The 11,739-nt window shown below is 30.1% G+C and carries 10 protein-coding genes; 7 read left to right on the forward strand and 3 right to left on the reverse strand.

Translation table 11 applies throughout. From position 1 onward, the window contains the following. The first annotated feature begins 89 nt into the window (after nucleotides 1-89). Nucleotides 90-1,241 (forward strand): M24 family metallopeptidase, encoded by a 1,152-nt coding sequence (locus AC5SL3_RS03900; RefSeq protein ID WP_494577528.1) that lies wholly within the window; start codon nucleotides 90-92, stop codon nucleotides 1,239-1,241. 64 nt (nucleotides 1,242-1,305) lie between these two features. After that, complete coding sequence (locus tag AC5SL3_RS03905; protein ID WP_494577529.1) at nucleotides 1,306-2,022, forward strand: DUF5672 family protein; 717 nt, start codon at nucleotides 1,306-1,308, stop codon at nucleotides 2,020-2,022. Between the two features lie 101 nt (nucleotides 2,023-2,123). Here AC5SL3_RS03905 and AC5SL3_RS03910 read toward each other — a convergent pair whose 3' ends face one another. Further along, nucleotides 2,124-2,738, reverse strand: a complete 615-nt coding sequence (locus AC5SL3_RS03910; RefSeq protein ID WP_494577531.1) for an arylesterase — start codon at nucleotides 2,736-2,738, stop codon at nucleotides 2,124-2,126. Between AC5SL3_RS03910 and AC5SL3_RS03915 the strand changes: the two genes are divergently transcribed. Both AC5SL3_RS03915 and AC5SL3_RS03920 read left to right on the forward strand, forming a co-directional pair. Then, entirely contained in the window at nucleotides 2,737-3,402 is a 666-nt protein-coding gene (locus tag AC5SL3_RS03915; RefSeq protein WP_006997068.1) for an ABC transporter ATP-binding protein, read from the forward strand. The genes AC5SL3_RS03910 and AC5SL3_RS03915 overlap by 2 nt on opposite strands. Next, complete coding sequence (locus AC5SL3_RS03920) at nucleotides 3,338-5,923, forward strand: ABC transporter permease (RefSeq protein WP_494577533.1); 2,586 nt, start codon at nucleotides 3,338-3,340, stop codon at nucleotides 5,921-5,923. Before AC5SL3_RS03915 ends, AC5SL3_RS03920 begins: the two co-directional genes overlap by 65 nt. Here the strand turns inward: AC5SL3_RS03920 and AC5SL3_RS03925 are convergent, their stop codons facing one another. Both AC5SL3_RS03925 and xsc read right to left on the reverse strand, forming a co-directional pair. Next, nucleotides 5,924-7,228, reverse strand: a complete 1,305-nt coding sequence (locus tag AC5SL3_RS03925) for an NAD(P)/FAD-dependent oxidoreductase (RefSeq protein ID WP_494577535.1) — start codon at nucleotides 7,226-7,228, stop codon at nucleotides 5,924-5,926. A 39-nt stretch (nucleotides 7,229-7,267) separates the two neighbouring features. After that, nucleotides 7,268-9,052, reverse strand: coding sequence for a sulfoacetaldehyde acetyltransferase (xsc, locus tag AC5SL3_RS03930; RefSeq protein ID WP_018414029.1), 1,785 nt, complete (start codon nucleotides 9,050-9,052; stop codon nucleotides 7,268-7,270). Between the two features lie 111 nt (nucleotides 9,053-9,163). Between xsc and AC5SL3_RS03935 the strand changes: the two genes are divergently transcribed. From AC5SL3_RS03935 to AC5SL3_RS03945, 3 genes are read left to right on the forward strand one after another with little or no spacing between them, the layout of a single operon-like run. Beyond that, entirely contained in the window at nucleotides 9,164-9,448 is a 285-nt protein-coding gene (locus AC5SL3_RS03935) for a UxaA family hydrolase (RefSeq protein ID WP_006997074.1), read from the forward strand. A gap of 5 nt (nucleotides 9,449-9,453) precedes the next feature. Further along, a complete protein-coding gene (locus AC5SL3_RS03940) occupies nucleotides 9,454-10,620 on the forward strand; it encodes a UxaA family hydrolase (RefSeq protein ID WP_006997075.1) in 1,167 nt (388 codons plus the stop codon). Between the two features lie 18 nt (nucleotides 10,621-10,638). Further along, nucleotides 10,639-11,715, forward strand: a complete 1,077-nt coding sequence (locus AC5SL3_RS03945; protein WP_494577537.1) for a YeiH family protein — start codon at nucleotides 10,639-10,641, stop codon at nucleotides 11,713-11,715. Nucleotides 11,716-11,739 lie beyond the last annotated feature (24 nt).

Raw genomic sequence — 11,739 nt, forward strand, 5'->3', positions numbered from 1 at the left:
TTTAACAATAATTTGGGTTCGTTTTACCAAAAAAAATCTTAATTTATGGCTACTTGTGATTAATATTTTTAAAAGTTATAGTTTTTATTATGGCACTTCATTTTAGCAAACAAGAATTTGAGAAAAGAAAACTGGCTACATTAAAATCAATGAAAGAGCATAATCTTGATGCTCTTTTAATGTTTCGTCAAGAATCTATGTTTTGGCTTACAGGCTACGATACCTTTGGTTATGTTTTCTTTCAAACATTAATATTGGACAATAAAGGAGATATTATTCTTTTAACAAGGGCTCCAGATTTAAGACAAGCACAAAATACATCAAACATTGAAGACATAAGAATTTGGGTAGATAAAGACCAGTCTAACCCTACAGATAATCTTAAAATAATTTTAAATGAATTAAATCTAAAAGATAAAAAAATCGGAGTTGAATACGAAGCTTACGGTATGACAGGTCGTAATGCTTTAAGACTTAATAAATCGCTAGAAGGTTATTGTGAGGTAGAAGATCAATCAGAATTAATCACCAAACATAGGGTTGTTAAATCTACTGAAGAAATTGTTTATGTAAAAAAAGCTGCAGAACTTGCAGATCAAGCGCTTGATGAGGCTTGGAAATATGCAAAAACTGGTGCTAGTGAAGCAAAAATTTTAGCTGAAATGCAAAGAGTTGTTTTAGAAGGTGGCGGTGATTATCCAGCAAATGAATATATTATAGGCTCTGGACACAATGCATTATTATGCAGATATCAATCCGAGAAAAGAATTTTATCAGATACTGATCAGTTAACTATTGAATGGGCTGGTACTTATAAACATTATCACTCTGCAATGTTTAGAACTATTCCTATTGGTAAAGCTGATCCAAAGCATATTAAGATGCATGAGGCATGTCTTGAGGCTTTAACTAATTGTGCAAAAACCCTAATACCAGGAAAAACTGCAGGTGATGTATTTGATGTACATGCTAAAACTTTTGATGATCTTGGGTACAATAAATCAAGAATGAATGCTTGTGGCTATTCATTAGGGACAACCTTCTCACCCAATTGGATGGACTGGCCAATGCTATACACTGGTAATCCTTATAAAATTGTTCCAGGTAATGTCTTCTTCATGCACATGATATTAATGGATTCAGATAGTAAACTAGCAATGAATTTAGGGGAAACCTACCTTGTGACAGAGAATGGCAACAAAAGATTAGGTAAGCAAAAGTTGGATTTAGTTGTTCTTTAACTAACTTTAGTACCTCAGTTGATTGCTTGATATTTGTATTTACTATAGAATACGTTTCAATCAAATGATTCAACTTAATTGTCAAAAATTTCTTAATCAATATTTAGATAAAAAAATTTTTATTAAAGATAATAAAGATTCAAAAAATACAATGTTAATTATAGATACAAGATTATCACTAAATTTAATTCTTGTTATAAAAAATGCATTACATAAATTACCACATTTTAATTTGATGGTTATTAGTACAAAAAATAACCTTGAATACCTTGAGTCAATTTTCGGTAAAATCACACACAAGGCCTTATTGAATAAATCAAAGATTAATTTAAATGAATATTCAGAAATTTTAAGAAATCAAGAACTGTGGAAAAAAATTCCTGGTGAAAGAGTATTAGTTTTTCAATCAGATACTATTTTCTTAAGAGGAATAAATAATAATGAATTTCAAGATCTTTCAATGATTGGTCCTGTTTGCGTAAATTTTGAAGATGATAAAAAATTTATAATTAATGGAGGCTTTAGTTTTAGAAATAAAAAATTAATGATTGAACTATCTAAAAATAAAATTATTAACTCACATATTGAAGATTATTTTTTTACAGAACAGTTAAGGAAATACTACCCTGAATTAATGCCTAATATTCAAGACTGCAATAATTTTGCTATAGAGTCTATTGGTAATAAGTTATTAGCAAAAGGAATTCATGGAACTGATAAATACTATACCTCTAATAGATTCTATAATGAACTATTTAACATTATTGATATTGAACAATAAATTAATAAAAAAAAATTAATTGTAAAAAAAAAGATATATAGTGACATTTTCATTGTTTTATTTGGACTCTAGTATAGTTTTAAAAAAATTAAAACAATATACTATTTTTTTATAAAGGTGACGATACTTTTTGTAAGCGTATCACTTATAATTAAAGTTCCTTTTTCATTTGGGTGCATACCGTCATCTTGATTAAGTTCAGGTTTTAAAGCAACTCCCTCTAATAAAAAAGGAATTAAATTTAACTCATATTTTTGAGCTAAACTTGGATAAATATTATCAAATTTTTTTTTATAACTAATTCCATGAGTTGTTGGTGCAATCATTCCTGCTAAAATTATTTCTATATTTTTTAATTTTGCTATTTGAATAATTTTTTCTAAATTTTTTTCAGTCTCGATTGGTCTTATTCCTCTTAACATGTCATTAGCACCTAATCCTAAGATCATTAAGTCAATATTAGGTTGAGATAAAGACCATTCAACTCGATTTAATCCTCCAGCAGATGTGCTTCCAGATACACTTCCATCAATAATCCCAATATCATAGCCACTATCATTAAGATTATTTTGAAGGACAATGGCTAAATGTTTTTCCTGTGGAAGACCATAGCCTGCCATTAAGCTATCACCAAATAAGATAACGTTTTCTAGAGCATTGACGTTTATGCTCACTAGACAGACGGCAATAATTTTAATAATAAATCTTTTAATCATGGATAGTCTTCTTAAGCTAAAAAACGTTAATCTTAAATACCAAACTGGTAATGATACTATTAAGGTTTTAAAGAATGTTAATTTAGAAACTAAAAAAAATGAGTCTATTTCAATAGTGGGTGAAAGTGGATCTGGAAAAACTAGCTTAATCATGCTTGCTGGTGGACTAGAGAAAGCAACCTCTGGTAAGATATTTTTTGAAGATCAAGAAATATCTAAAATGAGTGAAGATGAAGTTTCTAAAATTAGAAGAAAAAATATTGGTATTGTTTTTCAATCTTTCTATCTTATTCCAAATTATACAGCTGTTGAAAATGTTGCTCTAACCTTAGAGTTAAATAATTTAAAAAACCCTACTGAACGAGCCAAAGAGTTGTTGGATCGATTTGGACTAAAAAATAGATTTAATAATTTACCCAGTCAACTTTCAGGTGGTGAACAGCAACGTGTGGCAATTGCTAGAGCTATAGCCATGAAACCTAAACTAATTTTGGCAGATGAACCTACGGGAAATTTAGATAGTGAAAATTCACAAATGATTGCAGATATTTTATTCAAATATATTAAAGAAGAAAAATCATCTTTAATTATGGTCACCCATGACCCAAAACTTGCAAATAAAGCAAAAAGAAAAATTAAAATCAAAGATGGAAAAATTGTCTAAGCTTTCGAAGTACAAGTTAACTTTGATATATGCCTTAAGAGACTTGAGTAGAAATTATAAAAAAATTTCTAGTATTATTCTAACACTTTTTATCAGCCTATTTATCCTAAGTTCAATTTTCACCATTGAAGATAGTTTGAATAAAGAATTAAATAATAATTCAAGAGCACTTTTAGGTGGAGATATTGAAATTGACTATAATCGTAATGTTGGCAACTTAGAATTAATTAACCAAGTTAAAGAATTTGCTACTGTTTCACAAATGGTTGAGTTTAGCACCATGATCTCAACTACCAATCAATCTAAAAATAAATCAATATTTTCTAGAATTAAAACAGTAGATCAAAATTACCCATTATTTGGCAAGGTAGGTTATGAGCCAAGTGGTGCATTTGAAAAATTACAAACTATAGAGAATACAATCCTTGTTAATGAAAACATTTTCAAAAATCTCAATTTAAAAATTAATGATAAAATCAAAGTTCAAGATCAGTTGTTTACTGTAATTGGTATCGTAAAATCAGTACCTGATATTGGGGGTGCTTTTGTATTTGGTGATTTTGCTTTAGCTGGCAAACAAACATTAGAATTATTAAAACTTAATAATCTAGGGAGCTTTTTAAATTATGAGTATAAAGTAAAATTTAATGAGGGAGATAATCCAAATACTTTATCTAAAAAAATTGAGCAGTTATTCAAAAATGAAAAGAAGGTTAGACTTAGATATCACGAAAAATCTGACGGTCCTTTAAAGAGAATAATTGATAATTTCTCTCAATTTTTATCTCTTGTATCAATCAGTGCAATGTTAATTGCAGGAATTGGAATTGCTAACACTCTACTTTCGTTCATTAATCAGAACAATATGTCTATAGCAGTTAAGAAGTCTCTAGGCTTTTTCTCAAAAGATATTAAAATAGTCTACTATCTACAATTACTCATTCTATTATTCTTAATATCCACTGCCGCCTACTCTTTTAGTTTCTTTCTAGTTCCTATTGTTGATGTTTATCTGTCAGCTGGTCTTGGATTAAATATTGAAGGTAGTTTTTCTATTCTTAATTATTTCAAAGTATTTTTAGTAGGGTTATTAGTATTAATCATATTTTCTATACCAACCATTAATGCAATTGATCAAGTTAAGGCATCAAACTTATTTAGAAATGTATTTCAAAACCTTCAATTTTATTATTCAAAAAAATCAATTCTTTTAAGTCTGTTACTATTATCAATTTTAATTTCTTTATTTACCATCGGTTCTGCTCGACCTGTTTATAGTTTGGGTTATTTTGGAGCTTTCTTTGTTTGTTTATTAGTCTTCTACTTATTATCAAACTTAATCATTAAATTGTTTAAAGGACTTAAAGAGCATCCAAATATTTCAATTAAAGTATCAGTTAAAAATATTACTCAAACTAAAAGTATTACCCCTATAACTATTATGTCTTTAGGTTTAGGGGTCACTTTACTATTAACTTTAGCTTTTGTAGGTTCAAATTTTAAAAGAGAAATTGCTAAATCTATACCAGAACTTGCGCCTGATTATTTTTTCATTGGTATTCAAAGTGATGAAAGACAAATATTTGAAGATTTGATTTTTAAAATGGATAAAGAAGCTAACCTTGAAATTGTTCCAATGGTTTCAACAGGTATTGTAAAAATAAATGGAATAGATCCAAATACTTATATCGATTCAAGTAATGATAGCCACTGGGTGATCAGAAATGACAGAAGGTCTTCTTGGGCTGATAAAATTTTAAAAGATAACCCAATTGTAGAAGGCAAATGGTGGGATCTAGATAGACCTGATAAACTTCAAATTTCACTTGATAGTAAAATTGCTAAAGATTTTGATATTAAAATTGGTGATATTTTTACTCTTAATATTTATGGACGTGAAATTGAAGGTGAAATAGTAAATTTTAGATTAGTAGACTACAGAGATTTTACTATTAACTTTGCAATGTTATTAAATCCTCAATTTGCAAAAAATATACCTCACGAATATTTGGCTACTTCAAAGTTTAAAAGTTTAGAGAATTTTAACGAAACTGCTTTACTAGATAAAATGCCTAGTCTTTCTATTATAAAAATTACTGATTACTTGGAGAAAGTAACAGATCTTTTAAACAAAGTGTTTATTGCTGTAACCGTTATCTCTGCAATAACTATAGTCATTGGTTTAATTGTCATCTCAAGTGCAATTATAGTTCAGGGTAAAATTAAAGAATTTCAAAATTTAATATTCAAAATTTTAGGTTTTTCCAAAGTTGAGGTTATACTTTCTTCAATTATTGAGTTTTTTATAATATTCACATCCATAATTCTAATAGCTCTCTTTTTTGCGGTCATAGGTTCACAATTTATCATTGAAAATATTTTTCAAATCACTTGGAAGTTTGATTTAGTAATATTTTTGCAGGTAGCTATTGGAATTGGACTAGCTACTTTAATCTTAATTATGATTACTAATTTTAAATATTTAAGCCCTAAGGTTTATCCACTTATAAGAAATCAATAACTACACATCAGATCGAGATCTAAACCTCTCAAACATCAATCTTGTTTTAACCCCAATATTTAAAAAAGGCTGAGGTGGAAGCCAAGTAGGTTTAGTTCTAGATTCTATTATATTAATTTCATCACTATTTTCATTACTTGCTTTAATTGCTATCTGTTCACCAAATAAAGTTCCAACTCCAATACCAGAACCATTATAGCAGCCTGCCACAAAAACATTGTCTTCTACTTTTTCAAAAATTTGTGAACTATTTCTAGTTCTAGATACAACCCCAGACCAACTAGATTCAATAATATTATCTGCTAAACTTGGAAACCTTTTTTTGATACCAAGTTTTTGATTTAAAGATCTTTTATCTAACTCTATTTTTGACATTTTAAAAGGACTATGAGCTTCTGCAGTATTTCTAATTAAAATTCTTTTATCTTTTGTCATTCTAATAGTTGCTCCCATTGGTCTAACAGGCAGCACACCCCATTCTCTAGGCTCACCAATAGACTTATACTCTGTATCAGTTAATGGTCTTGTCATGCTTGCAGTTAAGGTTAAGGGGAAATTATAATTATTCTTAATACCAAGTGATTTTAAAAATCCATTTGTGCAAAAAATAATCTTTTTAGTAATTATTTTATGATTATTAAATCTAGAAATAATCGTATCTTTATTTTTTGACCATTCATTTAATTGAGTGTTTTCTAATAGCTCAACATTATCTGGCAACGTGTCAATCATAGCTCTGACTAATTTTCCAGGATGTAATAAAATTCCACCCTTAGTATAAAGTGCTAAGTTATAAAAATTCGTACCTAATCTTTTACCTAAATCATTTTTATCTAAAATATTATGCTCAAAATTTAATTTTGATAAAGTTTTGCTAAAATTATCCAGTATCTTTCTATCTTTTTCATTTGATGAGGCAAAATATTTTCCACATTCATTCCAATCACAATCTACCTGATGCTCTTTAATAAACTTTTTCACAACATCAATTCCTAATTTATAAATGTCAGTTTTCTTTTTATAATTAGAAAGTTCTTTATTTGAGGTGAAACCATCATTAAGGGTAGTATCGACTAAATATCCTGAGTTCCTTCCACTTGCACCCTCACCTGCTAATTGAGCATCAACAATAATAATTTTTTGATTTGGGTGTAGTTCTGATAATTTTCTAGCAGCAGACAAGCCTGTATAACCAGCACCTATAATTAGCCAGTCACAGGATTTTTCTTTATCTAAAAATTTTATATTAGATCTTCTATCAAGGTCATTAATCCAACTACAGCTAGTATCATTAACTACTTTCATGTAGTTAGATTATGACAGATAAGATATTTTTGAAAGATCTTAAGATACCAAAGAAGGTTGCTTGATCATGTCTTCTTTTTTGATCCCTGCAACTTTGACTGGTCTTTTCATAGCATCTCTTCTGAAAGGCTCTCCCAGTTCTTGGTTAAGAATTACTTCAATAAATGTTGTAATCCCTTTCTTTTGATCTTCACATGATTGCTTGATAGCAGCAGTAGTCTCTTCCATGGTTCGAACAGTGACACCTTTTAATCCACAAGCATCAGCAACTTTTGCATAACTTAATTCTGGATCAAGCTCTGTTCCAACGAAATTATCATCAAACCATAAAGTAGTATTTCTTTTTTCAGCACCCCATTGGTAATTTCTAAAGATTACCATTGAAATTGCTGGCCATTCTGGTCTAGCACATGAACTCATCTCATTCATGCTAATACCAAATGCACCGTCACCTGCAAAACCAATTACTGGTGTATCAGGACATCCAATTTTTGCTCCAAGAATTGCTGGAAAACCATAACCACAAGGACCAAATAATCCTGGTGCTAAATATTTTCTACCTTTTTCAAATGTTGGATAAGCATTTCCAATTGCACAGTTATTACCAATATCACTTGAGATAATTACATCATCAGGCATACCTGCTTGAATTGCTCTCCATGCTTCTCTAGGAGACATTCTATCTGCATCTCTTTTTCTTGCTTCTGCATTCCAAACTGTACCTTCATCATCATCTTCGTGATCTAAACTTGATAACTCTTGTAACCAAGCAGATTTAGTTTGGTGAATTGTATTTTTTCTCTCTTCTCTATTTGTATCTCCTGCTGTTGGAGAAAGTTGAGCTAAAATTTGTTGTGATACTAATTTTGCATCCCCACAAATACCAACTGTGACTTTTTTAGTTAAACCAATTCTATCTGAATTCATATCAACTTGAATGATACTTGCATCTTTAGGCCAGTAATCCATTCCATAACCTGGTAAAGTTGAGAAAGGATTTAATCTTGTACCAAGTGCAAGAACAACATCAGCTTTCTTAATTAATTCCATTCCAGCTTTTGATCCATTATAGCCTAAAGGTCCAGCTGCTAATGGGTGACTTCCTGGAAAACTATCATTATGTTGATACCCTGAACAAACTGGAGCATCTAATTTCTCAGCTAATTTTTTACAATCTTCAATTGCCCCACCAATAACAACACCTGCACCAGATAGTATTACTGGAAACTTAGCGTTTGATAATAAGTCAGCTGCTTTTTTAATTGCATCAACTCCACCTGCTTGCCTTTCAAGTCTAACAATTGGAGGAAGATCTATATCAATTACTTGTGTCCAATAATCTCTTGGAACATTTATTTGTGCTGGAGCTGATCCTCTGATCGCTTTTTCAATTACTCTATTTAATACTTCTGCCATTCTTGAAGGGTCTCTAACTTCTTCTTGATAGCAAACCATATCTTTAAATAAATTCATTTGTTCTACTTCTTGAAAACCACCTTGACCCATAGTTTTATTGGCAGCTTGAGGTGTTACTAATAATAATGGTGTGTGGTTCCAGTATGCAGTTTTAATTGGTGTTACAAGACCTGTAATTCCAGGACCGTTTTGAGCAATAACCATTGACATTTTACCAGTTGATCTTGTGTAACCATCTGCAATTAATCCACCGTTTGTTTCATGAGCAACATCCCAAAAAGTAATTCCAGCATCAGGAAAAATATCTGAAATAGGCATAAAAGCTGAACCAATAATTCCGAATGCGTGTTCAATTCCATGCATTTGTAAAACTTTTACAAAAGCTTCTTCTGTTGTCATTTTAGTCATAATAATTAGGCCTTCCTGCTTAAGTTGTTAAAAAATCTATAAATAATTTGTTAATTTTAAAGATTAATATATAAGATTTAAAAAATTTCAAACAAACAAATCGACACAATTATGGCTACAGATATTATTATACACGACGAGAAAGACAACGTAGGAGTGGTTGTTATTGATAAGATTACTCCAAAACAAGATTGCGCATGTTGGATTATGGAGAATGATAAAACAGTTCAAATTCAATCAGTAGATGAAATTCAATTAGGACATAAAATTGCAATGGTTGACCTTAATGAAGGTGATACTATTTTGAAATATGGTCATGATATTGGAAAAGTAGTTAAATCAATCAAAAAAGGTGAGCATGTTCATGTTCACAATGTAAAAACGAAGAAGTGGTAAAAAATATGGAAATTCCAAAAAGTTTTTTAGGTTATAAAAGAGAAAATGGCAGAGTTGGTACTAGAAATCACGTAATCATCTTACCTGTAGATGATATCTCAAACGCTTGTGCTGAAGCTGTAGCAAATAATATTAAAGGCACAATAGCTCTTCCTCACTCGTACGGAAGACTTCAATTTGGTGCTGATTTAGATCTACACTTTAGAACAATGATTGGGACTGGAAAAAACCCTAACGTTGCTGCTGTAATTGTTATTGGAATTGAACCTAAATGGACAAAAAGAATTGTTGATGAAATTGCTAAAACTGGAAAACCAGTTGAAGGATTTCACATTGAAAGAACTGGTGACATTGGAACAATCATGAAAGCTTCTAAAAAAGCTCAAGAATTTGCAATGTGGGCTTCTGAAAAACAAAGAGAAGAATGTCCTTTAAGCGATTTATGGATTTCGGTTAAATGTGGTGAATCTGATACAACATCAGGTCTTGCTGCTAACCCAACAGTTGGAAACTTAATGGATAAATTAGAGCCATTAGGAGTTCATTTATGTTTTGGTGAAACCTCAGAGTTAACTGGTGCTGAAAAAGTTTGTGCTACACGTGGTGCCACTCCAGAAGCTTCAGAAAAATTCATGAAAACTTGGAGCGATTACAACGACTTTATTTTAAAAGAAGCAACAGATGATCTTTCTGAAAGTCAACCAACTGCGGGAAATATTGCAGGTGGATTAACTACAATTGAGGAAAAAGCATTTGGTAATTTCCAAAAAATTGGAAATTGTAAGTTTATTGATGTTTTAGAACCAGCTGAAGAGCCTACTAAAGGAAAAGGATTATACTTTATGGATACTTCATCTGCTGCAGCAGAGTGTATTACACTTCAAGCAGCTGCTGGATTTAACATTCATTTATTCCCAACAGGTCAAGGTAATATCGTAGGTAATCCAATTGAACCTGTTGTTAAGTTAACTGCCAACCCATTAACTGTAAAAGGTATGGGTGAGCATATTGATTGTGATGTATCGAAAATTCTATCTCGTGAAATGAATTTATCACAAGCTGGTGACGAATTAATCAAATCAATGATTAGAGTTGCTAACGGTAGATTAACTTGTGCTGAAGCTTTAGGTCATAAAGAGTTTGTTATGACTAAACTTTACAGAAGTGCTTAAAAATTTATCTATAAAGTAATGTTATTTAAAAAATATCTGGTTATTTTGCCAGGTATTATTTTAGCATTTGTTCTCTACAGTTTATCTCAGGGTTTAAATAATATTATTGGTATTGAATTATTAGGTTACGTTAAAAGCCCAATATCAACAGCAATGATTGCAATTCTATTAGGAATTGTACTTGGAAATATTTTTCAAATGAGAGAAAGTTTTTCACTTGGGATAAATTTTACTCAAAAATATATTTTAAAACTTGGAATAATTTGTCTTGGTATTCAATTAAAGCCGTTTGAATTTTTAAAATTTGGTTCTATTGCTATACCATTAATTATTGTCTGCATTATAAGTGTATTAATTGTAATTAAATTATTAATTAAAAAATTAAAAATCTCAACAAGAATGGCTTACTTAATATCAATAGGAAGTACTGTTTGTGGAACAACAGCAATTATGGCAACCGCTCCAATAATTAGAGCAAACAAGGGTGAGGTTGCTTATGCAATAGCAAATATCACAGTCTTTGGAATAATTTCAATGTTAGTTTATCCATATTTTGCAAATATTTATTTTAATGGAGATCCGATGTTTGTGGGACTTTTTTTAGGAACTGCTATTCACGAAACATCTCAAGTTGCAGCAGCTGGATTAATTTATGACCAACAATTTAATAGTCCTGAAACATTAAATATTGCAACCGTTACAAAGTTAATTAGAAATACTTTTTTAGTAATTATGATCCCCCTATTTGCTTATCTATATAATAGAAATGAAACTAAGACTAAAAACTATTCTTTACTAAACATTTTTCCATATTTTGTATTAGGTTTTATTGGAATGATTATATTTCGAAATATTGGAGATCAGATATTTTTAACAGAAGGTTCTCAGATTATTTGGCAAAACTCAGTATCAACTATTAAAGATTCTGCAAAAATATTTTTAAGTATGGCAATGGCTGCAGTTGGACTATCAACTAACTTGAAAGACCTAAAATCTATGGGTTATAAACCTTTTGTTGTAGGGTTTATAGCAATGTTAACTATTGGATTAGTAAGTATTGTTGCAATGAAAACTTTTGCTGAATTGTTTCTATAACAACAATAATATAATATTATTTAA

The organism is Candidatus Pelagibacter sp. PS_34 (assembly GCF_059417845.1).

What these genes read in the sequence shown, in the direction of transcription:
- AC5SL3_RS03920 (WP_494577533.1), top strand. Translation starts at nt 3,338, where the DNA reads ATGACCCAAAACTTGCAAATAAAGCAAAAAGAAAAATTAAAATCAAAG.
- AC5SL3_RS03905 (WP_494577529.1), top strand. Translation starts at nt 1,306, where the DNA reads ATGATTCAACTTAATTGTCAAAAATTTCTTAATCAATATTTAGATAAA.
- AC5SL3_RS03925 (WP_494577535.1), bottom strand. Translation starts at nt 7,228, where the DNA reads ATGAAAGTAGTTAATGATACTAGCTGTAGTTGGATTAATGACCTTGAT.
- AC5SL3_RS03910 (WP_494577531.1), bottom strand. Translation starts at nt 2,738, where the DNA reads ATGATTAAAAGATTTATTATTAAAATTATTGCCGTCTGTCTAGTGAGC.
- AC5SL3_RS03900 (WP_494577528.1), top strand. Translation starts at nt 90, where the DNA reads ATGGCACTTCATTTTAGCAAACAAGAATTTGAGAAAAGAAAACTGGCT.
- AC5SL3_RS03915 (WP_006997068.1), top strand. Translation starts at nt 2,737, where the DNA reads ATGGATAGTCTTCTTAAGCTAAAAAACGTTAATCTTAAATACCAAACT.
- AC5SL3_RS03945 (WP_494577537.1), top strand. Translation starts at nt 10,639, where the DNA reads ATGTTATTTAAAAAATATCTGGTTATTTTGCCAGGTATTATTTTAGCA.
- AC5SL3_RS03940 (WP_006997075.1), top strand. Translation starts at nt 9,454, where the DNA reads ATGGAAATTCCAAAAAGTTTTTTAGGTTATAAAAGAGAAAATGGCAGA.
- AC5SL3_RS03935 (WP_006997074.1), top strand. Translation starts at nt 9,164, where the DNA reads ATGGCTACAGATATTATTATACACGACGAGAAAGACAACGTAGGAGTG.
- xsc (WP_018414029.1), bottom strand. Translation starts at nt 9,052, where the DNA reads ATGACTAAAATGACAACAGAAGAAGCTTTTGTAAAAGTTTTACAAATG.